This window comes from Mycobacterium sp. 3-98, from assembly GCF_035918355.1.
In the GTDB taxonomy this organism is placed as follows: Bacteria; Actinomycetota; Actinomycetes; order Mycobacteriales; family Mycobacteriaceae; genus Mycobacterium; species Mycobacterium intracellulare.
This window is the reverse complement of sequence record NZ_CP142360.1, coordinates 1,953,971-1,979,647: the sequence shown is the minus strand read 5'-3', so window position 1 is coordinate 1,979,647 and position 25,677 is coordinate 1,953,971. Positions and strand designations below refer to the sequence as shown.

The 25,677-nt window shown below is 69.6% G+C and carries 24 protein-coding genes; 5 read left to right on the top strand and 19 right to left on the bottom strand.

What is annotated here, in order from left to right; translation table 11 throughout:
- Positions 1-67 precede the first annotated feature (67 nt).
- Genes QGN30_RS09725 through gatC form a run of 4 tightly spaced genes read right to left on the bottom strand, consistent with a single transcriptional unit; the run spans position 68 to position 4,090 of the window.
- Entirely contained in the window at positions 68-1,180 is a 1,113-nt protein-coding gene (locus QGN30_RS09725; protein ID WP_225336823.1) for a MinD/ParA family ATP-binding protein, read from the bottom strand.
- 58 nt (positions 1,181-1,238) lie between these two features.
- Positions 1,239-2,270 carry an ATP-dependent 6-phosphofructokinase gene (locus tag QGN30_RS09720; protein ID WP_008259042.1) on the bottom strand — a complete coding sequence of 344 codons (1,032 nt, stop codon included), beginning with the start codon at positions 2,268-2,270 and terminating at the stop codon, positions 1,239-1,241.
- 42 nt (positions 2,271-2,312) lie between these two features.
- Positions 2,313-3,794 (bottom strand): Asp-tRNA(Asn)/Glu-tRNA(Gln) amidotransferase subunit GatA, encoded by a 1,482-nt coding sequence (gene gatA, locus QGN30_RS09715; RefSeq protein WP_014380741.1) that lies wholly within the window; start codon positions 3,792-3,794, stop codon positions 2,313-2,315.
- Positions 3,791-4,090 (bottom strand): Asp-tRNA(Asn)/Glu-tRNA(Gln) amidotransferase subunit GatC, encoded by a 300-nt coding sequence (gene gatC, locus QGN30_RS09710; RefSeq protein ID WP_009952003.1) that lies wholly within the window; start codon positions 4,088-4,090, stop codon positions 3,791-3,793. The genes gatA and gatC overlap by 4 nt, the downstream gene beginning before the upstream one ends.
- Before the next feature lie 99 nt (positions 4,091-4,189).
- On the opposite strand from gatC, the gene QGN30_RS09705 reads away from it, so the two are divergent.
- The gene (locus QGN30_RS09705; RefSeq protein ID WP_085977602.1) at positions 4,190-4,846 is read left to right on the top strand and encodes an amino acid-binding protein; all 657 of its coding nucleotides are present in this window, start codon (positions 4,190-4,192) and stop codon (positions 4,844-4,846) included.
- A 116-nt stretch (positions 4,847-4,962) separates the two neighbouring features.
- Here QGN30_RS09705 and QGN30_RS09700 read toward each other — a convergent pair whose 3' ends face one another.
- From QGN30_RS09700 to QGN30_RS09690, 3 genes are all read right to left on the bottom strand, one after another.
- Entirely contained in the window at positions 4,963-6,261 is a 1,299-nt protein-coding gene (locus QGN30_RS09700; protein ID WP_043955248.1) for an HNH endonuclease signature motif containing protein, read from the bottom strand.
- Positions 6,262-6,341: 80 nt separating this feature from the next.
- Positions 6,342-9,242, bottom strand: a complete 2,901-nt coding sequence (locus QGN30_RS09695) for an MMPL/RND family transporter (RefSeq protein ID WP_095763580.1) — start codon at positions 9,240-9,242, stop codon at positions 6,342-6,344.
- Positions 9,239-9,643 carry an MmpS family transport accessory protein gene (locus QGN30_RS09690; RefSeq protein WP_009954349.1) on the bottom strand — a complete coding sequence of 135 codons (405 nt, stop codon included), beginning with the start codon at positions 9,641-9,643 and terminating at the stop codon, positions 9,239-9,241. Before QGN30_RS09690 ends, QGN30_RS09695 begins: the two co-directional genes overlap by 4 nt.
- A gap of 245 nt (positions 9,644-9,888) precedes the next feature.
- Here QGN30_RS09690 and QGN30_RS09685 point away from each other — a divergent pair, with 245 nt between their 5' ends.
- Positions 9,889-10,407 carry a pyridoxamine 5'-phosphate oxidase family protein gene (locus tag QGN30_RS09685; protein WP_009954350.1) on the top strand — a complete coding sequence of 173 codons (519 nt, stop codon included), beginning with the start codon at positions 9,889-9,891 and terminating at the stop codon, positions 10,405-10,407.
- Here QGN30_RS09685 and QGN30_RS09680 read toward each other — a convergent pair.
- The 6 genes from QGN30_RS09680 to QGN30_RS09655 form a co-directional block, all read right to left on the bottom strand.
- Positions 10,404-11,015 (bottom strand): TetR/AcrR family transcriptional regulator, encoded by a 612-nt coding sequence (locus QGN30_RS09680; protein WP_029384610.1) that lies wholly within the window; start codon positions 11,013-11,015, stop codon positions 10,404-10,406. The two genes, QGN30_RS09685 and QGN30_RS09680, sit on opposite strands and share 4 nt — an antisense overlap.
- 34 nt (positions 11,016-11,049) lie before the next feature.
- Complete coding sequence (locus QGN30_RS09675) at positions 11,050-12,156, bottom strand: cystathionine gamma-lyase (protein ID WP_009954352.1); 1,107 nt, start codon at positions 12,154-12,156, stop codon at positions 11,050-11,052.
- Positions 12,157-12,159: 3 nt separating this feature from the next.
- On the bottom strand, positions 12,160-14,241 hold the full coding sequence (gene ligA, locus QGN30_RS09670) for an NAD-dependent DNA ligase LigA (RefSeq protein ID WP_009954354.1): 2,082 nt from the start codon (positions 14,239-14,241) through the stop codon (positions 12,160-12,162).
- Positions 14,242-14,289: 48 nt separating this feature from the next.
- Entirely contained in the window at positions 14,290-14,625 is a 336-nt protein-coding gene (locus QGN30_RS09665) for an ArsR/SmtB family transcription factor (RefSeq protein WP_008259061.1), read from the bottom strand.
- Entirely contained in the window at positions 14,622-15,104 is a 483-nt protein-coding gene (locus QGN30_RS09660) for an SRPBCC family protein (protein WP_009954355.1), read from the bottom strand. Before QGN30_RS09660 ends, QGN30_RS09665 begins: the two co-directional genes overlap by 4 nt.
- 64 nt (positions 15,105-15,168) lie before the next feature.
- The gene (locus tag QGN30_RS09655) at positions 15,169-16,185 is read right to left on the bottom strand and encodes a methionine synthase (protein ID WP_009954356.1); all 1,017 of its coding nucleotides are present in this window, start codon (positions 16,183-16,185) and stop codon (positions 15,169-15,171) included.
- Between the two features lie 153 nt (positions 16,186-16,338).
- Between QGN30_RS09655 and QGN30_RS09650 the strand changes: the two genes are divergently transcribed.
- On the top strand, positions 16,339-16,929 hold the full coding sequence (locus QGN30_RS09650) for a sensor domain-containing protein (protein ID WP_179293501.1): 591 nt from the start codon (positions 16,339-16,341) through the stop codon (positions 16,927-16,929).
- A gap of 7 nt (positions 16,930-16,936) precedes the next feature.
- On the opposite strand, the gene mnmA is transcribed toward QGN30_RS09650, so the two are convergent.
- The 6 genes from mnmA to QGN30_RS09620 form a co-directional block, all read right to left on the bottom strand.
- Positions 16,937-18,013, bottom strand: coding sequence for a tRNA 2-thiouridine(34) synthase MnmA (gene mnmA, locus QGN30_RS09645; RefSeq protein WP_009954358.1), 1,077 nt, complete (start codon positions 18,011-18,013; stop codon positions 16,937-16,939).
- A complete protein-coding gene (locus QGN30_RS09640) occupies positions 18,014-19,192 on the bottom strand; it encodes a cysteine desulfurase family protein (protein WP_009954359.1) in 1,179 nt (392 codons plus the stop codon).
- Between the two features lie 33 nt (positions 19,193-19,225).
- Positions 19,226-20,062 carry a lysophospholipid acyltransferase family protein gene (locus QGN30_RS09635; RefSeq protein WP_014380748.1) on the bottom strand — a complete coding sequence of 279 codons (837 nt, stop codon included), beginning with the start codon at positions 20,060-20,062 and terminating at the stop codon, positions 19,226-19,228.
- The gene (locus QGN30_RS09630) at positions 20,059-20,901 is read right to left on the bottom strand and encodes a GNAT family N-acetyltransferase (protein WP_014380749.1); all 843 of its coding nucleotides are present in this window, start codon (positions 20,899-20,901) and stop codon (positions 20,059-20,061) included. The genes QGN30_RS09635 and QGN30_RS09630 overlap by 4 nt, the downstream gene beginning before the upstream one ends.
- 332 nt (positions 20,902-21,233) lie before the next feature.
- Positions 21,234-22,190, bottom strand: coding sequence for an electron transfer flavoprotein subunit alpha/FixB family protein (locus QGN30_RS09625; RefSeq protein ID WP_009955847.1), 957 nt, complete (start codon positions 22,188-22,190; stop codon positions 21,234-21,236).
- A 51-nt stretch (positions 22,191-22,241) separates the two neighbouring features.
- Positions 22,242-23,042 (bottom strand): electron transfer flavoprotein subunit beta/FixA family protein, encoded by an 801-nt coding sequence (locus QGN30_RS09620; protein ID WP_008259088.1) that lies wholly within the window; start codon positions 23,040-23,042, stop codon positions 22,242-22,244.
- 229 nt (positions 23,043-23,271) lie between these two features.
- Between QGN30_RS09620 and QGN30_RS09615 the strand changes: the two genes are divergently transcribed.
- Entirely contained in the window at positions 23,272-24,096 is an 825-nt protein-coding gene (locus tag QGN30_RS09615; RefSeq protein WP_014385494.1) for a class I SAM-dependent methyltransferase, read from the top strand.
- Positions 24,093-25,673, top strand: coding sequence for a 1,4-alpha-glucan branching protein domain-containing protein (locus tag QGN30_RS09610; RefSeq protein WP_009955845.1), 1,581 nt, complete (start codon positions 24,093-24,095; stop codon positions 25,671-25,673). The genes QGN30_RS09615 and QGN30_RS09610 overlap by 4 nt, the downstream gene beginning before the upstream one ends.
- Positions 25,674-25,677: the final 4 nt, after the last annotated feature.

The window sequence follows — 25,677 nt, the reverse complement described above, 5'->3', positions numbered from 1 at the left end:
CCGATCAAGACTAGTGGTGATCGCGAGCGCGGCGGAGCCGGGCGAAGCGGGTCACCACCGATCAAGACTAGTGGTGATCGCGAGCGCGCTCTCCTCCCCTGCCCGGGAACATCCCGGCCAGCACGGCGGCCATCTCGAGGTAGCTGCGCCGGCTCTCCTTGCTCATTCGGTCCAGCGCGATCTTCCTGCCCTCGTGCACGTGCCGGTCGAACGGCAGCACCACGGTGGCGGCGACGCGTGCGGACAGCCGGTCGAGTTCCGTCACGGCCACACCCTCCACCTTGGCCGGCTCGACGTGATTGACCGCGAGCACGGTCGACGCCATCAATCGTTGATACCCGTTGTGGCACAGCCACTCCAGGGTGGTGTGGGTCTTGCGTATCGCGTCGATCGAGGTGCTCGTGACCACCACGAGGGCCCGCGACTCCGGCAGAACAGCCTCCATCACACTGGAATTGAGCGCTTTGACGCAATCGACCAGCACCACCGAATACTGGTTTCTCAGCATCGAGAACGCCCGCAGAACGTCACGGCGCTCCAGGCGCCAGTCGGTGCTTGCGTAGTCCGGCAGCCCGAGCACCTCCAGCCCGAAGCCGTTCATGTAGGTCAGCGCCCGGATGTCCTCGTAGCTCGTTGCCGGGCCGCCGCGGAGCAGGTCGGCCATGCTGTGCGGGTTGTGACGGCCGTGGCGCTCGGCCAGGTCCCCCGCGTCGATGTCGAGTGCGAGCACCCGGTCGTTGCGCACCGCGGCGAAAGTCGACCCGAGGGCCTCGACCACCGCGGTCTTGCCCACCCCGCCTTTGAGGTTGAGGACGGCGATCGGAAAAGCACTACCCACAGTCGCGCGGATGCGCTCCCGCAACTCCGTCTCGTAGGCGGCGTTTTTGCCCGGGCCGAGATCGATCCCGGTGACGCGGTGGATCAACCCTCGCCAGTTGAGCCTGGCGTCGGTCTCGGGGTGGTCGAAGCGATCCAGCGCCGTCTCGCCCAGCACCGGCCCGGGGCGCGGCGGGACCGGCGGACGGCGGCCGGGCCCGCGAGGCTGGGGCACCGTGGTCGCCGACGGGCGGGCGTCGGCGCGCCAGCTGGGCGGGCGCGGGTGGTGGGGTGCCGGGCCCGGTGGGCCCGCCGATCCGACGGAATGCTGAACGACTCCGCGACTCTCACCACGGTTGCTCATACCCCGGTATAGCCGTTATGCACGGGTCCGGAAACCACCGGTTATCTGCCCGGCGGGCCTAGCCGAAGAAGGCCGCGGCGTCGTCATAGCGGCTGTCGGGCACCAGCTTGAGCTGGCGGACGGCATCGGCCAGCGGCACCCGGCCGATGTCCTGGCCGCGCAGCGACACCATCTGGCCGTATTCGCCGGCATGCGCCGCGTCGGCCGCATTCACGCCGAACCGGGTGGCCAGCACCCGGTCATATGCCGTCGGGGTGCCGCCGCGCTGGACGTGACCCAAGACGGTCACCCGGACGTCCTTGTTGATGCGCTTTTCCACCTCGGCGCCCAGCTGCGCGGCCACACCGGTGAATTTCTCGTGGCCGAACTCGTCAATCCCGCCTTCCCGCAACGCAATCGAGCCGGGTATGGGTTTGGCGCCCTCGGCGACCACGCAGATGAAGTGCGAATCTCCGCGCTGGAAGCGACGTTTGACGAGCCGGCAGACCTCTTCGACGTCGAATGGCTGCTCGGGGATCAGCGTCATGTGCGCGCCGGAAGCCAGGCCCGCGTTCAGCGCAATCCAACCCGCGTGCCGGCCCATCACCTCGACCAGCATCACGCGCTGGTGGGACTCGGCGGTGCTGTGCAACCGGTCGATCGCCTCGGTGGCGACGGTCAACGCGGTGTCGTGGCCGAAAGTCACGTCCGTGCAATCGATGTCGTTGTCGATGGTCTTCGGCACGCCGACCACGGGAACGTTTTCCTCGGAGAGCCAGTGCGCGGCCGTCAGCGTGCCTTCCCCCCCGATCGGGATGAGGACGTCGATCCCGTTGTCGTCGAGGGTCTGCTTGACCTGGTTCAGCCCGGCCCGAAGTTTGTCGGGATTCACGCGCGCGGTCCCCAGCATCGTTCCGCCCTTGGCCAGCAGGCGGTCGTTGCGGTCGTCGTTGTGCAGCTGGACGCGCCGGTTCTCCAGCAACCCGCGCCATCCGTCCTGAAATCCGACCACCGACGAGCCGTACCGGGAGTCGCACGTACGCACCACCGCCCGGATGACGGCGTTGAGCCCGGGGCAGTCGCCGCCTCCGGTGAGCACTCCGATCCGCATAGCCCTATCTTGCCGGGCGGGGGCTACCGGCGCGAGCAGACGTCAGATCGCGGCCGGCAGCGGCCCGCGCGCCGCTTCGTAGGCGGCCCCGACGCGGTACAGGCGGTCGTCGGCCAGCGCGGGCGCCATGATCTGCAATCCGACGGGCAGGTCGTCGTCCGGCGACAGGCCCGACGGCACCGACATGCCGCAGTGACCGGCCAGGTTCAGTGGCAGCGTGCACAGGTCGAACAGGTACATCGCCAACGGATCGTCGACCTTCTCACCGAGCCCGAACGCGGTGGTCGGCGTCGCCGGTGACACCACGACATCGACCGACCGGTACGCCTCGTCCAGATCGCGGGCGATCAGGGTGCGCACCTTCTGAGCCTGGTTGTAGTAGGCATCGTAGTAGCCGGCCGAGAGCGCGTAGGTGCCGATCATGATGCGCCGCTTGACCTCCGGGCCGAAGCCCGCGGCGCGGGTCAGCGCCATCACCTCCTCGGCGCTGTGGCTGCCGTCGTCGCCGATCCGCAGCCCGTAGCGCATCGCGTCGAAGCGCGCCAGGTTGCTCGACACCTCCGAGGGCAGGATCAGGTAGTAGGCGGACAGCGCGTACTCGAAGTGCGGGCAGTCGACCTCGCTCACCTCGGCGCCCAGCGCGGTCAGCTGCTCGACGGCGGCCTCGAACGAGGTCAGCACCCCGGGCTGATACCCCTCGCCGCGCAGCTGCTTGACCACGCCGACGCGCACGCCCTTGAGGTCACCGGCCGCCCCGGCCCTCGCCGCGCCGACGACGTCGGGCACCGCCGCGTCGACGGATGTCGAGTCGCGGGTGTCGTGCCCCGCGATCACCTGATGCAGCAGCGCCGTGTCCAGCACGGTGCGCGCGCACGGGCCGCCCTGATCCAGCGACGACGCGCACGCCACCAGGCCGTAGCGCGACACCGTGCCGTAGGTCGGCTTGACGCCGACGGTCGCGGTCAGCGCGGCGGGCTGCCGGATGGAGCCGCCGGTATCGGTCCCGATGGCCAGCGGCGCCTGGAACGCGGCAAGCGCCGCCGCGCTGCCGCCACCGGAGCCGCCGGGCACCCGGTCGACGTTCCAGGGGTTGCGGGTGGGCCCGTACGCGGAGTTCTCGGTCGAGCTGCCCATCGCGAACTCGTCCATGTTGGTCTTGCCGAGGATCGGGATGCCGGCGGCGCGCAGCCGCGAGGTGACGGTGGCGTCGTAGGGGGCGCGCCAGCCCTCGAGGATCTTGGATCCGCAGGTGGTGGGCATGTCGACCGTGGTGAAGACGTCCTTGAGCGCCAGCGGCACCCCGGCCAGCGGCGACGGCAGCCGTTCCCCCGCGGCCACCGCCTCGTCGACGACGGCGGCCGCGCCGAGCGCCTCGTCGGCCGCCACGTGCAGGAAGGCGTGGTAGCGATCGTCGGTGGCTTCGATCTGGTCCAGACACGCCTGGGTGACCTCGACCGACGACAGCTCCTTGGCGGCGATCCGGGCTGCCAGCGTGGCGGCGTCGGACCGGATGATCTCGTTCACTCGCTGTCTCCCAGGATCTGCGGGACCGCGAAGCGGCCGTCGACGGCCGACGGCGCCTCGGCCAGCGCTTCGGCCTGGGTCAGGCAGGGCGCCGGCTCGTCCGGGCGGGTGACGTTGACGTCCTTGAGCGGGTTGTCCGTCGCTTCGACACCGGTGACGTCGACCGCCTGTACCTGGCTGACGTGCGTCAGGATGGCGTCGAGTTGGCCGGCGAAGCTGTCGAGCTCGCTGTCGGTCAACGCCAGCCGGGACAGCCGGGCCAGGTGCGCTACCTCGTCGCGGGAGATCTGGGACACGATCCGAAAGCCTAGCCGCGGGCCCGCTGCCGGCGGAGGGGGCCCGAGCCGGCTCGAGCCGAAATGCCGCCGACACATCGCTGTGCAACAGTGTTGGCCGTGCCCTCCTATCTGTTGCGCATCGAGCTCGTCGACCGTCCGGGAAGCCTGGGGTCGCTGGCGGTCGCGCTCGGTTCGGTGGGCGCCGACATCTTGTCGCTCGACGTCGTGGAGCGGAGCTCGGGGTACGCGATCGACGACCTGGTCATCGAGCTGCCGCCGGGGGCGATGCCGGACTCGCTGATCACCGCCGCCGAATCACTGTCCGGGGTCCGGGTGGACAGTGTGCGCCCGCACACCGGTCTGCTGGAGGCGCACCGCGAGCTCGAGCTGCTCGACCACATCGCCGCGGCCGGCGACACGGCGTCCAGGCTGCAGGTGCTGGCCAACGAGGCGCCCAGGGTGCTGCGCGTCAGCTGGTGCACGGTGTTGCGCAGTGCCGGCGGCGAGCTGCAGCGCCTCGCCGGCAGTCGCGGCGCCCCCGAAACCAAGGCGGACACGGCCCCGTGGCTGCCCCTCGAGCGGGCCGTGCCGCTGGACAGCAGCGCCGACTGGGTGCCCAAGGCATGGCGCGACATGGACATGACGATGGTCGCGGCCCCGCTGGGAGACCCGCACACCGCCGTGGTGCTCGGCCGGCCGGGCCCCGAATTCCGGCCGTCCGAGGTCGCCCGGTTGGGCTACCTCGCCGGGATCGTCGCCACCATGCTGCGCTGATCGGCCGCAACCCCGTCGAAGCCTAGGCCTTGGGGTTCCGGGCGGGCGGCGGTGCGAGTGTGGTAGGAATGAATTCCGTTATGCACCAACGTGTTTGATCGCCAGCACTGACCGGGCTAGTTGTTTGTCGGTGGTGGTTGGGGTTGGAAGGGGTCATACCACCACCAGTCGGCCCGCTCGCCGGTAGGTCCCGGACACGGTGGCACCGCGGGCGGGGGCCCAGTGGGTGGACGCGCCAACGATCCCGGGCTCAGTACCCGGCCGGCCTCGTCGGTCACGGTCAGGGCGTCGGCGGGTCCGGTGAGGGTGATAACGCCCCGGTGATGCAACCGGTGGTGATACGGGCAGACCAGCACCAGGTTGGCCAACTCCGTGGGGCCACCGTCTTCCCAATGCCACAGGTGATGCGCGTGCAGGCCACGGCTGGCCCCACAACCGGGCACCACACACGAGCGGTCGCGGTACTCCAGCGCGCGGCGCAGCCGCCGATTGATCACCCGCGTGGTCCGGCCCGCCCCAATAACCTGCCCGTCACGTTCGAACCAGACCTCACAGGTGGCATCACAGGTCAACAAGCGACGTTCGGCATCGGACAGCAGCGGACCCAAATGCAGGGTTGCCGCGCGCTGCCCGACGTCGAGGTGGGCCACCACGGTCGTGTGCTGCCCATGCGGGCGGCGGGTGGCCTCGGCGTCCCAACCCGCCTCGACCAGCCGCATCAACGCATCGACCGTGCTCGGCAACGGCGGCCGCTGATCGGAAACGCCCGCGCCGTTTGCCTGATCGTGTTTCCACTCGGCGATCAGCGCCTCACGATGAGACGCCAAAGCGGCGTCGAACTTCGCCGCATCCAAGTGGCCCAGCATGATCCGATAACAGGCGCCCCACTCAGTGGCGGTCGTAGTGATCGAACGCTCAGGCTCGATCTCGGGCCCAGGTTCGGACTCGGACTCGGACTCTGACTCTGACTCGGACCGAGGTTCAGGCTCGGGTCGCGGTTCCAGCTTCACCGCGGTACGCAACTGACTGACCGTCGCCACCGCGGCCAGCTCCGCGTAATGCTCATCAGACCCCTCACCCGCGCGCGCCGCGATCACCCCAACCTGATCGGCCGACAACCGACCCTCCCGCAGGCCGGCGGTGCAGCGCGGAAACTCCTCGAGCCGGGCCGCGATCGCGGCCAGCGTGTGCGCGTTGGCCGACGAACACCCCAGCTTCCAGGCCACCAACGCCGGCACCGAGCGCGCCCCGGTCACACCACACAACCCGTCACGATCAATCTCGGCCACGATCTCCACAACGCGCCCATCAATCGCATTGCGCTGACCCGCCAACTCCGCCAACTCCCCAAACAACACCTCAAGACGGTCACTCGCAGTGACCACCACAGCCTCAGCGGATGCGATCGACGACATGCTGTCATCATCACAGCCACCACCGACAAGTTCGGGCCAAGTCATGTCGCGCTAGGAGGGCGCGACCCGGCGCAACCAGATCAGCGGGCACCCGACGACATCGCCACCGGGTCGTCGTCCTCCCACAGCAGCAGCTGACGAACTGCCGGGCGCGGGCCATAGGGCCGCAGCATGGTGCTGGCGGGTCGTGGCCGCACCCGCTGCGGCCACCAGAACCAGCGCCCGAGAAGCCTTGCGACAGAAGGCGTCATGAACGACCGCACGATCAGCGTGTCGAACAGCAGGCCGAGTCCGATGGTCGTGCCGATCTGGCCGAGGACCTGGAAACCGCTGAAGACGAACGCACACATGGTGACGGCGAACACGACGCCGGCCGAGGTGACCACCGAGCCCGAGCCGGCCATCGCCCGGATGATGCCGGTATTGATGCCCGCATGGATCTCTTCCTTGAATCGCGAGATCAATAGCAGGTTGTAGTCGGATCCGACGGCGAGCAGCAGGATCACGGCCAGCGCCAGCACCACCCAATAGAGCTGGACGCCGAAGATGTACTGCCACACCAGAACCGATAGCCCGAACGAGGCGCCCAGCGACAGGGCCACGGTACCCACGATGACGAGCGCGGCGATCAGGCTGCGCGTGATGATCATCATGATCAGCAGGATGAGGCTCAGCGCCGCGAAGGCCACGATCATCAGGTCGTACTTGGCACCGTCCTGGATGTCCTTGTACGTCGCGGCGGTGCCGCCGAGATAGATCTGCGCGCCGGCCATCGGCGTGCCTTTCAGGGCCTCGTGCGCGGCCTTGGCCATCGGATCGATGTGCGAAATGCCCTCCGGCGTAGCGGGATCGCCCTCATGCGTGACGATCATGCGGGCGGCTTTGCCGTCCGGTGACAGGAACAGCTTCAGCCCGCGTTTGAAGTCGGGATTGTTGAACACCTCGGGCGGCAGGTAAAAGGTGTCGTCGTTCTTGGCCGCGTCGAAGGCTCGCCCCAGCGCCGTCGCGTTGTCGATCGCCGCGGCGGTCTGCGCGTAAATGCCCGACAGCGTCGCGTAATTGGCCAACGTCAGATCGCGATTGGTCTGCTGGCTCTCGATCTGCGGCGGGATCAGCGCCGTCAGTTTCGGTTGCAACGCGTCAAGCTTGTCGAGGGAAGCCGTGAGGTTTTCGAACTTCTCGGTGAGTTGATCGATGCCGTCGATCGCATCGAAGAGAGAGCGGAACGCGAAGCAGGCGGGAATGTCGTAACAATGCTTTTCCCAATAGAAATAGCTGCGCACCGGCCGGAAGAAATCGTCGAAATTCGCGATCTTGTCGCGCAGGTCCCGGATCGTGCCGAGGGTGTCGCGGAAACTTTCGGTTTCCTCGTGGGTGGTGCCGGCGAGCTGCTGCTGCAATACGTACTGCTGCTTCAAGATGTTGATGGTCTTGGACAGCTCATTGGCCTGCTTGAGGGCGTCGTCGGCCCGATCGCGTTGGTAGGTCAGGTTTTGCTGTTGCGCCGCACTTTGATTGCTGACCACGAAGGCAAGCGAGCTGTGGACCAGCGGGGTTCCCAACGGCCTGGTGATGGACTGCACCTGGGCGATGCCGGGAACGTGGAACACCGCCTTGGCCACCTTGTCCAGGATGAGCATGCTCTCCGGATTACGCATGTCGTGATCCGTTTCGACCATCAGCAATTCGGGCTCGAGCCGGGCCCGCGAGAAGTGCTTCTCGGCGGCCGTGTAACCGATGTTGGCCGGTGCGCTCGCGGGCATGTACGGCCGGGTGTCGTAACTCGTCTTGTATCCGGGTAGGGCGAGCAGACCGATCAGGGCCAGCGCACACGCCGACGCCAAAACCGCGCCGGGCCAACGGACGATTGCGGTGCCGATGCGCCGCCAACCTCGCGTCCGGATCGCCCGCTTGGGGTCGAAGATCCCCACCTTGGCGCCCAAAGTGAGGATCGCCGGCCCCAGGGTGAGCGCGGCGAACAGCGCAACGAGGATGCCCAATGCGGCCGGCACACCCAGACTTTGGAAGTAGGGCAGCCGGGTGAAGCTCAGGCAGGCCACCGCACCCGCAACGGTGAGACCCGACCCCAGAACGATGTGCGTGGTGCCGTGATACATCGTGTAGAACGCGGTTTCGCGATCCTCACCGGATCCGCGCGCTTCTTGATAGCGGCCGACGAAAAATATCGCGTAGTCGGTTCCCGCGGCGATCACCAAGAGCGTCAGGAGATTCGTCGCATAGGTCGACAGCCCGATGACTCCCGCGTTGCCGAGGAACGCGACAAGGCCTCGGGCGGCTGACATTTCGATCAGGACCGTGGCGAGCACCAGCAACGTGGTGAGCACCGAGCGGTAGACGAAGAACAACATCACCGCGATCACCCCCACCGTGATCCCGGTGACCTTGGCGGTCCCCTTGCTCCCGACGTCGAACTGATCGGAGATCAGCGGCGCCGCGCCGGTCACATAGGTCTTGACGCCGGGGGGCGGCTTCATGTGTTCGACGATGTCGCGGATGGCGCCGACGCCCTCGTTGGCCAGCGCCGAGCCCTGATTGCCGGCGAGGTTGACCTGAACGTAGGCGGCCTTGCCGTCGCTGCTCTGCGAACCCGCCGCGGTGAGCGTGTCGCCCCAGTAATCCTGGACGTGCTGGACGTGTTTCTTGTCCCGCTCGATCTTTCGGATCATCTCGTCGTAAAAGCGGTGGGCGTCCGCGCCGAGCGGCTTGTCACCTTCCAGCACGATCATGGCCGAGCTGTCGGTGTCGAACTCGTGGAATTTTTCACCGATGCGCTTGATCGCCTTGAGCGACGGGGCGTCGGGCGAGTTCAGCGCCACATTATGGGTTTTCCCAACGTCTTCCAGTTGCGGCACCGCGATGTTGGTGAGGGCGGCGAGCCCGACCCAGAACAGCAGGATCGGCAGCGCGAGCCGGCGAATGGTGCGCGGCACAAAGGTCCGCGGCTGTTGTTCGTTGCTCATCCAGATTTGTCCAGACAGAAGGTGTAGGCGTCGACTTTGTGAACCGTGCGTTGGTCTTTCACTTCACCGTTGACGGTGATGCGGCAGCCGAGGGTGTCCCCGTTGCCCTGCGCGACGACGTTGCCGATGACCGCGGGCTCCGTGGTGGTGATGGTGAACGACCATGGCAGGGGCGCGTCCTTGACTTGCTGCGGCTGGGCGTTGACGTCCAGGTAGTTGATGGTGGCCACCGCGCCGGGGGCGCCGAAAACCTCGAGGACCACCTGCTTGGGGTTGAACGGGACGATCTCGGCCGCCAGGCCGCTGTTGGCCGTCGTGTTGTCGTGCGAGCCGAAGATGCCGTGTAGCCGATAGATCCCGAACCCCGCGAGCGCGACGACGAGCACGCTGACGATCACCATCCACCCCCGCCTCACCAGGGGTGCTAACGAAAAGCCTTTCACCCGTTAGCCTTTCGAAAATCGGGTGACAGGGACGCGCCCGATGCGAGCGCGGCTGCCAACGTCGTCAGCGTGATCGACAGCTATGACAGTACGGTACGGGACCGTACTTACAAGGGGAAATTTTTCCCCTGGTCATGTCGGGCGATGAATTCCGGCGCCGTCACCGGTCAGTCTCCGTACGAGCAATCCTGCGAGGAGTAACCATGCTGCCCGACCCGATTTCGGCAACCGACCTGAACATCTACGGCGACGCCGAGCTGCCGTGGGCCAGGGCCCTTGACGCGATGAAGGCCCTGCCGTCCGAGGAGACGCCACAGTTTCTGGGGACGGTCCGGGCGGACGGCAGCCCCCACTCGGCGGGTATCGGCTCGATCGAACACGGCGGCCACATCTATTTCACCAGCGGCCCCGCGACGCTGAAATCCCGCAACCTGGCCGCCAATCCGGCCTGCACCCTGTCGTTCCGCCTTCCCGGAGTCGACCTGGTCCTCGACGGCGTAACCCACCGGACCACCGATGTGCGCGAACTCGACGAGGTCACGGCGCGCTATCGCGACTCCGGCTGGCCCTGCGAACGCGACGGCGACGCCGTCACCGCCCCGTACAGCGCCCAGAGCGCGGGGCCGCCGCCGTGGTATTTGTACCGATTCGTGGCCCGGGGCGCTGTCGGTGTCGCAACCGCCGAGCCCCACGGGGCGACGCGTTGGCGGTTCGCGCCCTAGGCGCCGGGCCCCGCGGTCAGGCCCGGGATGAGGAACCCGTCGACGAACGCCTGCACGGTGCGTCGGGTGGGCGGACGTCCGGGGATGATCGACCGGAAGATGAGGTAGCCGGGCAACAGGTCCCAGAGTTCGTCGGTGATGACGTCCTCGGTGATCTCGCCGCGGTCGACGGCCTGGTGCAGCACGTGCTGAATCATCGCCTTGCGCTGGTCGAGGAATTGATGCTGCAGGGCTTCGTTGAGTGCGGGGTGCCGCGACACCTCGACCATCACCGCGCGGATGGTGCTGGCGTGCTGCCCGCACTCGACGGCGATGGTCTCCCCCAGGCTCAGCAGGTCGCCGCGCAACGTGCCCGTATTCGGCGGGACGGCCACCTGGCGGACGCCTTCGATGAAGGCGGCCAACACCAGTTCGGCCTTGGACGGCCAGCGCCGGTACACCGTGGCCTTGCTGGCGCGGGCGGCATTGGCCACCGCGTCCACCGCCAGCTGGTCATAGCCGTGTTCCTGCAGCAGCCGCAGGGTCACCGCCAGGATCTCGGCCTCGCGCGGCGACCACGGCGATGCCTGCGCGCACTCCTCGGCCGTCTGGGTCATAGAACCCACGATAGAGCCGCCCGGGCGGTGCGGCATGTATATGTCGTTATCGGGAGGTCATGAGCGCGCGTTCGATGTCGGCGACAAGGTCGTCGGTGTCCTCGATGCCCAGCGAGATGCGCGCGAACCCGTCGGCGACCGGGTCGCCCCAGCGGGCCCGCCGATCCACCGACGTGTGCAGGCCCCCGAAGCTGGTGGCGGCGATCAGCAGCTCGCTGGCGTCGACGAGGGCGTGCACCGCCGCGGCGTCGGCCAGTTCGACCGAGAGCAGGCCGCCGAATCGGCGCATCTGCGCCATGGCGACGGGATGCGCCGGATCCTGCGCCAACCCCGGGTAGCGCACGGCCCGCACCGCCGGGTGGCCGGCCAGCATCGTCGCCACCGCCCGGGCGTTCTGGCATTGGCGCTCGAATCGCAGTCCGGCAGTTTCCAGGCTGCGCAACAGAAGCCACGCCTCGAACCCGCCCAGGACCGCGCCGGCGAGCAGGCGTTGGCGCTCGGCGGCGGCGAGTAACTCGGGCTGACTGGTTGCGACATAGCCGGCCAGCAGGTCGCTGTGACCGGACAGGGCCTTGGTGGCGCTGGCCACCACCGCGTCGGCGCCCAGCGACAGCGGCTGCTGACCCAGCGGCGTGGCGGCGGTGTTGTCGACGACCAGGCGTGCGCCGCGGCCGTGGCAGATGGTGGCCAGCCGGTGCAGGTCGACCACGTCGAGCGCCGGATTGGTGGGGGTCTCGGCGAGCACCACGTCGGCTTGCGCGGCGGCGTCATAGATCTGCGAGCTCGACGCCGCGACGACCGTGACCCCCGCAAGCGCCAGGTCCTCGGCGGCGTGACGGCGCACCTGGTAGTAGCCGTCGGCCGGCACCACCACCGTCGCCCCGGGCGGCGCCCAGGCCCGCAACACCGCGCTGACGGCCGCCATCCCCGAGCCGAACACCACCGCACCCGCCGCCCCCTCCAGCTCGGCGAGCGCCGATTCCAGTTGCCGCCACGTCGGGTTGGAGCCGCGGCCGTAGCTGTCCAGGGTTTCGTCGGCCGAAAGGTGATACGTGGCGGCGAGCACCGGCTGCGGCGCGACGGGCTGGCCCGAAACCGCTTGGGAATTCACGGCTTTGAGGCTGCGGGTGGAATCGCCGTACCGGCCGCTCATCGGTTATTCCGCCGGTGTTTTTTGCGGACCGTCGGCCAGCAGCCGCCGGAAGCCGTCCTCGTCGAGGACGGGCACCCCCAGCTCGACGGCCTTGTCGTACTTCGACCCCGGCGAATCCCCGGCCACGACGTAGTCGGTCTTCTTCGACACCGACCCGGCGGCCTTGCCCCCGCGCGCCAGGATCGCCTCCTTGGCGTCGTCGCGCGAAAAGCCGGCGAGGGACCCGGTGACCACCACCGTCAGGCCCTCCAGGGTGCGCGGCACGCTGGTGTCGCGCTCGTCGGCCATCCGCACGCCGGCGGCGCGCCACTTGTCGACGATCGCGCGGTGCCAGTCGACGGTGAACCATTCGGTGAGCGCGGCGGCGATCGTCGGGCCCACACCCTCGACCGCCGCGAGCCGCTCGGTCGAGGCCGACACGATGGCGTCCAGGTCGCCGAACTCGGTCGCCAGGGCGCGCGCCGCCGTCGGCCCGACGTGGCGGATGGACAACGCCACCAAAACCCGCCACAGCGCAACCTTTTTGGCCTTGTCCAGGTTGTCGAGCAGCCGTCTGCCGTTGGCGGACAAGGTGCCCGCCTTGGTCCGGAAGAGCTCGGTGCGCAACAGGTCGTCCTCGGTCAGCGTGAACAGGTCGCCCTCGTCGGCGATCACTTCGGCCTTGAGCAGCGCGATGGCGGCCTCGTAGCCGAGCCCCTCGATGTCGAACGCCCCGCGACCGGCGACGTGGAACACCCGCTCCCGCAGTTGCGCCGGACAGGACCGGGCATTGGGGCAGCGGATGTCGGCGTCGCCCTCCTTGGCCGGTGCCAGCGGGGTGTCGCACTCGGGACACGTTGTGGGCATGACGAATTCGCGTTCGGAGCCGTCGCGCAGGTCGACGACGGGGCCCAGCACCTCCGGGATGACGTCGCCGGCTTTACGGATCATCACGGTGTCGCCGATCAGCACGCCCTTGCGCTTGACCTCGGCGGCGTTGTGCAGGGTGGCCAGCCCGACGGTGGACCCGGCCACCTTCACCGGCGTCATGAAGGCAAAAGGCGTGACGCGCCCGGTGCGCCCGACGTTGACGCGGATGTCAAGAAGCTTGGTCTGCGCCTCCTGGGGCGGGTACTTGTAGGCGACGGCCCAGCGCGGCGCGCGCGACGTGGTGCCGAGCCTGCGCTGCAACGCGACGTCGTCGACTTTGACCACCACGCCGTCGATCTCGTGCTCGAGGTCGTAGCGATGCTCTCCCCAGTAGCCGATCCGCTCCTCGACCGCGGCGAGGCCGCGCACGCGTGCCGTCTGTTCGGCCACCGGCAGCCCCCAGGCCTTCAGCGCGGCGTAGGCCTCGTGCTGGGTCTTCGGGGCGAACCCTTCGGTGCGGCCGATGCCGTGGCAGATCATCCGCAGCTTGCGCCGGGCGGTGACGGCCGGGTTCTTCTGGCGCAGCGACCCGGCGGCGCTGTTGCGCGGGTTGGCGAACGGGGCCTTGCCGTCCTCGACCAGGCTGGCGTTGAGCGCCTCGAAATCGGCGAGCAGGAAGAACACCTCGCCGCGCACCTCCAGCAGCGACGGCGCCGGGAAGTCCTTGCCGGCGGACAGCCGCTCGGGCACGTCGTCGATGGTGCGCGCGTTGAGCGTCACGTCCTCACCGACGCGGCCGTCCCCGCGGGTCGCGGCGCGTTCCAGCCGGCCGTCGCGGTACACCAGTGAGAGCGCGACCCCGTCGATCTTGAGTTCGCACAGGTAATGCGGTTCCTTGCCGACCTCGTTCTCGACGCGGTTGCTCCAGGCCACCAGCTCGTCGCGGTCGAAGACGTCGTCGAGGCTCAGCATGCGTTCCAGGTGCTGCGCCTCGGCGAAGTCGGTGGCGAAGCCCGCGCCGCCGACCAGCTGGGTCGGCGAATCGGCGACCCGCAGCTCCGGGTGGCGCTCCTCCAGCGCGAGGAGCTCGTTGAACATCGAGTCGAATTCGGCGTCCGAGATGATCGGCGCGTCCTTGATGTAGTAGCGGAACTGGTGTTCCCGGACCGCTTCGGCCAGGTCCTGCCACTGCCGCCGGACCTCGGGCGCTACCGAATCAGCTTCTGCTGAGCTCACCTTGGCAGGCTATCCGAGGACACCGACGCAAAACCCGGCGCGCTCGACTCAATCCTCCACTCCGTCTTCCACGAAGGACCGCAACCGATCCAGGGCCGCATCCCACCGGCGGGACAACTGGTCGAGGTAGTCGCTGGCCGACGCCAACGGCCCGGTCTGCACCGTCCACACGCGCTCGCGCCCCCGCCGGCTGCTGGTGACCAGCCCGACCGACTCCAACAGCTGCAGGTGCTTGCTCGCCGCCTGCCGGGTGACCGGGACGACGCTGGTGACCTGCGACGTCGAGCTCGGGCCCTGATCGCAGAGCCGCACGATGATGCGCAGCCGGTTCGGGTCACCGAGCGCACCGAAGATCGGGGCGCCGACGGCGACTCGTCCGCTCATACCCGGACGCCCTCGATGTACTTGCGCACCAGCGTGGTCTGGATCGCCCAGCCTTCGCCGTTCGCCTCGAACGACGCGCCGCGGCGGGCCTCCGGAATGGCCTCGAAACCGGATTCGGTGATGGTCAGCAGCACCCCGTCGGACTGCTCGGCGAGGGTGAACTCGACCAGCGTGGTCGGCTCGCCCTCATAGTCGACCTCCGGGTCGATGGCAAAGGGATGCCAGCGGTAGGCGAACCGCCGCCGCGGCTCGACGGCGACGATCTGCCAGGTGCTCGTCACGCCCGCGTGCGACTGTTGGCGCTTGGCGACCTCGCCGTCGACGGTGGTCGGGCTGATCGCCGCGGTCACCGATGTCCCGGCGACGAACGGCCCGTCGAAGCGCACCCCGAACCAGCGGCCGAACTCCTCGGCGTCGCTGATGGCCCGCCACACCCGCTCCAGCGGCGCGCGCAGCACCACCTGCTTCTCGATCTTCATATGCAACCTCCTGGTTGCCTATTAGTTCAGCACGGCGCGGTATGAAACGCAACCCCTCGGTTGCCTATTTGATGGCGTCGGGATCCTCGGCGAACATCTGGGCGGCCTTGCGGGCGAGCTCGATCGCGGTGCGGGCCCACGCGGGGGTGGCGCCGGCCAGACCACAGGCCGGGGTGACGCCGATGCGTTCGCGCAGCGCCGAGCGGGCGAAGCCGAGGCGATCGGTCACCGCGACCACACCACCGGCGACCTCCTCCGCCGACAGCCGCCGCGCCGGGGCGCTAGCGGGGACGACGCCCAGCACGACGGCGCGGTCGGACTCGACGAACGCGGCGATGCCGTCGAGATCCGCCGCGCTCAAGGCGCCCGGATCGACCGAGACCGCGCTGAATGCGCTGCGCTGCAACAGGTCCCAGGGCACGCCGGGTGCACAGCAGTGCAGCGCCACCTCGCCGCCCACCGTCTCGGCGCAGGCGTCGAGCAGGCCGCCGGCCACAGCCTCGTCGAGCGGCGCGACCGGACTGAGCGCCGTCACCCCGCTCAACGCGCCCCCCAACGCTTTTGGCAGCGACGGCTCGTCGAACTGGACGACCACCGGCGTCTCGAGGCGCCGCGACAGCTGAGCACGATGCGCGGCGACGCCTTCGGCCAGCGACGACGTGAGGTCGCGCAGCGCGCCGGGGTCGGTGATCGCCCGGTGCCCGTTGGCCAGCTCGATCTCGGCGGCCAGCGTGATGGGGCCCGGCGCCTGCACCTTGACCACGCGGCCGTCATTGCGCAGGCCGGCGGCCTCCCAGGCCTCTTCCAGCGCGTCCATGTCCTCGTCGAGGAGGCTGATGGCGCGGCGGCTGACCGCGCCCGGACGGGCGACGAGGCGGTACCCGCGCGGCACCGTGTCGATGGCGACGTCGACCAGCAGCGCCCCGGCCCGGCCCAGCAGGTCGGCGCCCACCCCGCGGGCGGGCAGTTCGACGATGTGCGGCAGCGCCCCTGCCAATTCGCCGACGATCACGGCGGCGGCCTCCCGCGCCGCGATGCCCGGCCAGGAACCGACGCCACTGGGCCCCGCGAAAACACTCACCGGCCAACCGTATTCGACGTCGCCCGGGCCGCCGGTCGGCAGGGGCTGTGTGCCGAGGGTCCCCGCGGGTAGGTTCAACCGCAGAGGGGTGCAAAAACGGTGTCGCAGAGGACGAAGTGGGCGAGGCTGCCGCTGTGGTGCGGGGCGGTGCTGATGGCGGTGTCGTGCACCCGGGTGGTGGACGGCGCGGCGCTCGCGGGTCCCGACACCAACCGCAGGGTGGTGCAGGGCATCAACGTCGACACGATCCTGCTGGACCAGTCGCGGATGCGTGCGATCACCGGCGCCGGTGAGCACCTGACCATCATTCCCTCGATGGACGGCACCAGCCCGGTGAACATCGACGCGCTGGCCCAGACCGCGCCGCGGGAGTGCCGGTTCATCTACGACGAGACCGCGACCTTCGGGACCGACCTCGAGGCGTTTCACAAGACGACCTTTCAGGACCCGCCCGACGGCGCGTTGATCTCGGAGGGCGCGGCGGCCTATCGCGACGCCGAGATCGCGCGGACCGCCTTCAACGCCCTGGTGGGCACCGTCGGGGACTGCGCGAACGGCTCGGGTGGGCAGCTCTACGTCGGCGAGTGGAACGCCGACGGCACCTCGCTGCACCTGCGGCCCGGCGGTTGCGGCCGCGACTACCGGATCCTGTCGGTGGCCATGCTGGAGGTCACGTTCTGCGGCTTCGCGCAATCGGTGTCCGACATCGTGATGACGAACATCGCCGCGAACGTGCCGCGCTAGTTCGCGATCAGCGCGACGTCGCGGCGATGACGGCGCTGCCGATCACCTCGTCCCCGTCGGGGTCGGGCCGGTACAGCACCAGCGTCTGGCCCGGCGCGACACCGCGCAGCGGGACGCGCAACCGCACGACGAGTTCGCCGCCGACGAGTTCGGCCACGGCGTCGGCCGTCTCACCGTGCGCGCGCACCTGAACCGCGCACTCGATCGGCCCCGACGGCGTCACACCCGAGGTGAATACCGGTGCCCGCCCGGTCAATTCGCGCACTTCGAGTTCGGCCACGTCCCCCACCCGCACGGTCGCGGTCTCGGCGTCGATCGCGGTCACGTAGCGCGGGCGACCGTCGGGGCCGGGCCCGGCGATGCCGAGACCCTTGCGTTGCCCGATGGTGAAGCCGTGCACGCCGTCGTGCTCGGCGAGCACCGTCCCGTCCGCATTGACCACGGCACCGCGGCGAACCCCGATGCGTGAGCCCAAAAAGGCTCGGGTGTCGCCCGACGGGATGAAGCAGATGTCGTGACTGTCCGGCTTTTCGGCGACGGCCAGGCCGCGGCGGGCGGCTTCGGCGCGGATCTGTGACTTGGGGGTGTCGCCGATCGGGAACGCGGCGTGGCGCAGCTGCTCGGCGCTCAGCACGGCCAGCACGTAGGACTGGTCCTTGTCGTGGTCCACGGCGCGGCGCAGCCGACCGCCGGAAAGCCGGGCGTAGTGGCCGGTGGCCACCGTGTCGAACCCGAGCGCAACGGCTCTCGCCGACAGGGCCGAGAACTTGATCTTCTGATTGCACACCACGCACGGGTTGGGCGTCTCGCCGCGCGCATAGGACGACACGAATTCGTCGATGACGTCCGCCTGGAACTTTTCCGCGAAATCCCAGACGTAGAACGGTATTCCGAGCACGTCGGCGACCCGCCGCGCGTCCGAGGCGTCCTCTTTCGAGCAGCAGCCGCGCGAGCCGCTGCGCAGCGTGCCGGGCGAGGACGACAGCGCCAGGTGCACGCCCACCACGTCGTGTCCGGCGTCGACCATCCGGGCCGCGGCGACCGACGAGTCGACGCCACCGCTCATGGCTGCAAGCACCTTCACTTAGGACGCCCCCGCCGCGGCCAGGGCCGCCCGACGCGCCCGCTCCACCGCCCCGGGCAGCACCCGCAGCACCGCATCGACGTCGGCGTCAACACTGGTGTGCCCCAATGAGAGTCGCAGCGACCCGCGGGCGCTGGTCGGGTCGGCTCCCATGGCCATCAGCACGTGCGAGGGCTGCGCGACACCGGCGGTGCACGCCGAACCGGTCGAGCACTCGATTCCGTTGGCGTCCAGGAGCATCAACAGCGCATCGCCCTCGCAACCGCGGAACGTGAAGTGCGCGTTGCCGGGAAGGCGCAGCGGGTCGCGGGCACCGTTGAGGCTGACGTCCTCGATGCCGCCGAGCACCCCGTCGACCAGCCGGTCCCGCAGCGCCCGCAGCCGGGCGCTGTTGACCTCGAGCCCGTCGATCGAGATCCGGGCCGCCGCGGCCATTCCGACCGCACCGGCGACATCGGCCGTCCCCGAACGGATGTCGCGCTCCTGGCCGCCGCCGTGTGCGAGCGGCACGCACGCGACGTCGCGGCGCAACAGCAGCGCACCCACGGCCGCGGGGCCCCCGAACTTGTGCGCGGTCACGCTCATCGCCGACAGCCCGCTGGCGGCGAAGTCCACCGGCAACTGCCCCACCGCCTGAATGGCATCGCTGTGCATCGGCACCCCGAATTCGGCTGCGACGGCGGCGAGTTCGGCGACGGGCAGCACGGTGCCGACCTCGTTGTTGGCCCACATGACCGAGACCAGCGCGACATCGTCGTGGTGGGTGAGCACCTCGCGCAGCGCCGCCGCCGACACCGAGCCGTCGGGCGCGGTCGGCAACCACGTCACTTCGGCTCCCTCGTGCTCGACGAGCCAATTGACCGAGTCCAGCACGGCGTGGTGTTCGACCTCGCTGGTGACGATGCGCCGGTGCCGCGGCTCGGCGTCGCGCCGGGCCCAGTAGATGCCCTTGACGGCCAGGTTGTCGCTCTCGGTGCCGCCGGCGGTGAAGATCACCTCCGAGGGACGCGCCCCCAGCTTGTCGGCAATCAGTTCTCGGGATTCCTCGATGCGGCGCCGCGCCGCCCGGCCGCTGGTGTGCAGCGAGGAGGCGTTGCCCACCGTGCCCAGCACAGCCGTCATCGCCTCGACGGCGGCGGGGTGCATCGGGGTGGTGGCGGCGTGATCCAAATAGACCATGACGCGACCCACGATACCGGCCCACCGGTGGGCTCAGGCCACCAGCACGCGCCCGTGACCAGCGCCCCGGGCCGTTCCGGCGCCCACCGCCGACTGGCAGCGGCCGGCCAGGGCACGCCGATCGGTCCCCGGGAGCTGCAGCGACTCGACGTGCACCCGCGCCAGCGTGCGGCGCTGCGCGAGCAGCCGGCGGATCGAGCCCAGCAGGGTCTCGTCGCCGACGAAGGCCGGCACCGTCGAGAGGCCGCCATCGATGTGGTGGTAGGTCAGCCGCAGGGGCTGCACCGGCCGTCCGGCATCGATCGCGGCCTGGAACATGGCCGGATAGAACGCCCCGCAGTCGCGACCACACCACGTGGTGCCCTCCGGAAACGCCACCACCGTCTGCCCGGCGCGCAGCCGGTGGGCGACGGCGTCCACCACGCCGGGCAGCCGCCGCAAACTGGACCGCTCGATCGGGATGACCTTGCAGACGCGGGCCACGATCGCGGTCGCCGGCCCGCTGAACATGTCGGCACGGGCGACGAACGACCCGGGCAACACCGAGCCGATCGCGAAGACGTCGAGCCACGACATGTGCGGGCTGACCACCAGCACACCGCGCAGGTTGCGAATCGGGTTGCCCGACACCGCAATCCGGACACCGAAGCAGCGCAGCACCAGCCGGCAATAGATGCGCTGCACGCGGGTGCGGCCCGGCAGTGGCAGGGCCAGCAGCGGCAGCCCCGGCGCGAGCAGCAGCGCCAGCAGCAGGCGAAGCGTGACCCGCAGCGCCACCAGCGGCGGCGGGCAGGCGACCGCGTCGCCGGGGCGCACGCAGCCGGCGCCGCACGAGGCGCGCGGTAGCCAGGAGTGCGCGATGCCGGTCATTTCCCCGCCATCTCCGCGGCGGCCGACACCGAGCGGAGGCGTTTCAGGTATCGGGTGTCGGCGTGCTGTTTGCCCAGCAGCACGCAGAAGTCACCGACACCGAAATCCGGGTCGTGCGCGGGCTCCCCGCACACCCGCGCGCCCAGCCGCAGGTAGCCGCGCAGCAGCGCCGGAACCGAGGGCCGCGCGGGCGCCGGGATGTCGTCGAGCGCGGTCCCGTCGACGACGACGGGGCGGTGTGGCCGCACCCGGTGGTGCGCGGGCGCGCCGTGACGGGCCAGGATGACGTCGCGGACGCCGCGCAGCCGGCTGCCCGGCGGTTGATCGTCGGCCTCGTCGCCGATGGGCACCGACACGCACCCGGTGACGTGGTCGTAGCCGTAGCGGTCGAGGTAAGCCAGGATGCCCGCCCACATCAGCAGCACCACGCCGCCGTTGCGGTGCCCGTCGCGCACCACGGCGCGCCCCATCTCGACCAGGGACGGCCGCAGCGGGTCGAACGCGCGGATGTCGAATTCCGTGGCGGTGTAGAGCCCGCCGGCCGCGATGGCGCCCGCCGGCGCCAGCATGCGGTAGCAGCCCACCAGCTCACCGGTGTTGTCGTCCCGGACCAGCAGGTGGTCGCAGAACTCGTCGAAGCGGTCCTCGTCGCGCCGGTCCGATCCGTGCCCGCCGTCCGGCGGCAGGGCGAAGCCGGGGGTGCTGGTGAAGACGTCATACCGGAGTCGCTGCGCCGCTTCGATCAGGCCGGGATCGGTGGACAGCAACAGCGAGTAGCGCGGCGTGGTCGACGCGCCGCTGAGCTTGTCGGCGGGGATGAGGACAGAAGCGATGCTCATGAGACACAACGTGGCGTAGCCGGTGAGCGGGTCGGCATCGGCGCTGTGACGTGTCGGTGCACGTCAGATGACGAAATGAGACCGAGCCAACCGACGACGCGGGGGCGCCGTCGTCCCATCCGTCACTCGGATCACTGGAAGGCGGGAGGAGCTTTGTGCCCACCTCCGAGCGACAACGACGGCCGCCGTTGCGGTTGTCGCTCGGAGGTGGGCACAACGGCACATCCCCCTGGGCCGGGGACTGGTGGGGCCGGTGTGACGCACCGGACGGGCGTGGCACACAAGAAAGCCCCCGGCGCCGCGGCGCCGGGGGCTCTTCGAGGCCGAGAAGCTCAGCCCTTGCGTGCCTTGATCGCGTCGGTCAGCTGCGGGGCGACCTTGAACAGGTCGCCCACCACGCCGTAGTCGGCGATCTCGAAGATGGGTGCCTCTTCGTCCTTGTTGACCGCGACGATGGTCTTGGACGTCTGCATCCCGGCGCGGTGCTGGATCGCACCGGAGATGCCCAGCGCGATGTAGAGCTGCGGCGAGACCGTCTTACCCGTCTGGCCCACCTGGAACTGGCCCGGGTAGTAGCCGGAGTCGACGGCGGCACGAGACGCGCCGACGGCCGCGCCGAGCGAGTCGGCCAGGGCCTCGACCACGCTGAAGTTCTCCGCGCTGCCCACGCCGCGACCGCCGGAGACCACGATGGTGGCCTCGGACAGCTCGGGGCGGTCACCGGCGACCGCGGGCTCGCGGGCGGTGATCTTGGTGGCGTTCTCGGCGGGGGCCGGGACCTCGACGGTGACCTGCTCGCCGGCTCCGGCGGACGGCTCGGCGTCGACGGCGCCGGCGCGCAGGGTGATCACCGGGGTGTCGCCGTTGGCCTGGGCCTCGACGGTGAACGCGCCACCGAAGATCGAGTGGATGGCCTTGGGGCCCTCCTTGACCTCGACCACGTCGACCAGCAGACCGGAACCGATCCGGGCCGCGAGCCGGCCGGCGATTTCCTTGCCGTCGGCGTTGGCGGCCAGCAGCACGGCCGCGGGCGCGTTCGACTCGGCCAGCGCGGCAAGCACGTCGACCACCGGGGTGATCAGGTACTTGTCCACGTCGTCGGACTCGGCGACGTAGATCTTGGCGGCGCCGGCCTCCTTCAGCCCGTCGGCCAGCGGGGCGGCCGTCCCCGGCGCCCCGACCACGACGGCGGAGGGCTCGCCCAGCGCGCGGGCGGCGGTGATCAATTCGGAGGTGACCTTCTTCAGCGCACCTTCGGCGTGCTCCACGAGCACCAATACTTCAGCCATGGTTATATCGCTCTTCTCGTCTCAGGAATGGTCTTCGATGGGGTGCTCGAATTAGATGATCTTCTGGGCGACCAGGTACTGGGCGACCTGGTTGCCGCCCTCGCCCTCGTCGGTGACCTTCTCACCCGCGGTCTTCGGCGGCTTCGGCGTCGACGACAGCACGGTGGATCCGGCGTTGGCCAGCCCGACCTCGTCGCTTTCGACCCCGATCTCGGCCAAGGTCAGCACCGTGACCTCTTTCTTCTTGGCGGCCATGATGCCCTTGAACGACGGGAAGCGCGGCTCGTTGATCTTCTCGGTGACGCTGACGACCGCGGGCAGCGTGGCCTCGAGGTTGAAGACGCCGTCGTCGGTCTCGCGCTCGCCGGTCACCTTGTCGCCCTCGAGGGAGAGCTTGCGCACGTGGGTGAGCTGCGGCAGGCCCAGGTACTCGGCGATGATGGCCGGGACCGCCCCGCCGGTGCCGTCGGTGGCCTCGTTACCGGCGATCACCAGCTCGGTGCCCTCGATGGTGCCCAGCGCGCGGGCCAGCGCCCACCCGGTCTGCACCACGTCGGAGCCGTGCAGGCCGTCGTCCTTGAGGTGGACGGCCTTGTCGGCGCCCATCGACAGGGCCTTGCGGATCGCTTCGGTGGCGCGCTCGGGACCCGCGGTCAGCACGGTCACCGACCCCTCGACGCCGTCGGCGGCTTCCTTCTCCCGGATCTGCAGGGCCTCTTCTACCGCGCGCTCGTTGATCTCGTCCAGCACCGCGTCGGCGGCCTCGCGGTCCAGCGTGTAATCGCCGTCTGTCAGCTTGCGCTCTGACCAAGTGTCTGGGACCTGCTTAATCAGGACCACGATGTTCGTCATGAGTGTGGTTCGTCCTCCTCGAAGGGGTCCGCAGCGCTCGACTGCGAGACCTCGGTACGCGTTTTTCGCAACGCACAGCCGTGTTACTACCCGGTAACTTTGTGCGGTATGCCTTCACACCATAGCTGGTAGTGCTGCAGGTTCTTGCGGCCCGCCTCCCCCTGCGCGCGCGGGGTTACCCACTTGTGTGGTTCGCGAATCCGACACTTCGCGTTAGCCTGCCTATGCAATGAGCGCACCGGTACCTGACCTCCCCCCGCACACCCCCGGCGTCACCGCGTCGGTGGGCGACGCGGTGATGATGCTGACGGGCGAGCGCACCATCCCGGGTTTGGACATCGAAAACTACTGGTTTCGGCGCCACGAGGTGGTCTACCAGCGGCTTGCCGAGCGCTGCGTGGGCCGCGAGGTGCTCGAGGCGGGCTGCGGCGAGGGATACGGCGCCGACCTGATCGCCGGCGTCGCTCGCCGCGTCATCGCGGTGGACTACGACGAGTCCGCCGTGGCCCACGTCCGCGCCCGCTACCCCCGGGTGGACGTCATGCAGGCCAACCTCGCGCGGCTCCCGCTGCCCGATTCGTCGGTGGACATTGTGGTCAACTTCCAGGTCATCGAGCATCTGTGGGACCAAACACAATTCGTCGCCGAGTGCGCGCGGGTGCTGCGACCGTCGGGGCTGCTGATGATGTCGACGCCCAACCGGATCACCTTCTCGCCCGGGCGCGACACCCCGATCAACCCGTTCCACACCCGCGAACTCAACGCCGACGAGATGGCTGAGCTGCTCATCGCCGGCGGTTTTTCGGACGTGTCGATCAGCGGCCTGTTCCACGGTCCGCGGCTGCAGGAGATGGACGCCCGGCACGGCGGTTCGATCATCGACGCGCAGATCGCGCGCGCGGTAACCGACGCCCCGTGGCCACCCGACCTGGCGGCGGACGTCGCCGCGGTCACCACCGACGACTTCGAACTCGTAGAAAGCGGATCCGGCGCGGCGACCGGCCGGCACATCGACGACAGCCTCGACCTGATCGCAATCGCGGTAGCGCCGTGAACTCGACGCCAGACCGGGTCCCCGGCCTGTTCACCCTGGTTTTGCACACCCATCTTCCGTGGCTGGCCCACCACGGCCGCTGGCCGGTCGGTGAGGAATGGCTGTATCAATCCTGGGCGGCGGCCTACCTGCCGCTGATGCGCGTGCTGAACACGCTGGCCGGCGAGGACCGCCAGGGACTGATCACGCTCGGCGTCACGCCGGTGGTGAACGCGCAACTCGACGACCCGTATTGCCTTGGCGGCATGCATCATTGGCTGGCGAACTGGCGGCTGCGCGCAGCCGAGGCGGCCAGTGTGCGGTCGATTCCCCGATCGAAGTCGGCCGGCTATCAGTCGTGCACGCCGGAGGCGTTGCGCGCCTTGGGGATTCGCGAGGAGGCGGAGGCCGAGAACGCCCTTGAGGACTTCGCCACCCTATGGCGGCACGGCGGCAGCGCGCCGCTGCGCGGGTTGCTCGACGCCGGCACGGTGGAGCTGCTCGGCGGGCCGCTGGCCCACCCGTTCCAACCGCTGCTCGCCCCCCGCCTGCGCGAGTTCGCCCTGCGCGAGGGGCTGGCCGACGCCGGGCAGCGGCTGGCGCACACCCCCACCGGCATCTGGGCGCCCGAATGCGCGTACGCGCCCGGGCTCGAACACGACTACGCCGCCGCCGGGGTCACGCACTTCATGGTCGACGGCCCGTCACTGCACGGCGACACTGCGCTGGGCCGGCCCGTCGGCGACACCGACGTGGTGGCGTTCGGGCGCGACCTGCAGGTCAGCTACCGGGTGTGGTCGCCGAAGTCCGGCTACCCCGGGCACGCCGCCTATCGCGATTTCCACACCTATGACCACCTCACCGGGCTCAAGCCGGCCAGGGTCACCGGCCGCAACGTGCCCTCGGAAGGCAAGGCGCCCTACGACCCCGAGCGGGCCGACCACGCCGTCGACATTCACGTCGCCGACTTCGTCGAGACGGTCCGCAACCGCCTGACGAGCGAGTCCGCGCGCATCGGGCGGCCCGCGCATGTGATCGCCGCCTTCGACACCGAGCTGTTCGGCCACTGGTGGTACGAGGGCCCGACCTGGTTGGAGCGGGTGCTGCGCGCCCTGCCCGAGGCCGGCGTGCGGGTGGGCACCCTGACCGACGCGATCGCCGACGGCTTCGTCGGTAGCCCGGTGGCCCTGCCGCCCAGCTCGTGGGGTTCGGGCAAGGACTGGCAGGTGTGGGCCGGCGACCAGGTCGCCGACCTGGTGCAGCTCAACAACGAAGTGGTCGACACCGCGCTGAGCACCGTCGACAAGGCGCTGTCCCAAACCGCGACGCTGGACGGGCCCATCCCCCGCGACCACGTCGCCGACCAGATCCTGCGCGAAACCTTGCTGACGGTCTCCAGCGACTGGCCGTTCATGGTGAGCAAGGATTCGGCCGCCGACTACGCCCGCTACCGCGCCCACCTGCACGCGCACGCCACCCGTGAGATCGCGGGGGCGCTGGCGTCCGGGCGGCGCGACACCGCGCAGCGCCTGGCGGAGGGGTGGAACCGCGCGGACGGACTCTTCGGCGCCCTCGACGCCCGCAGGTTGCCCCGATGAGGTG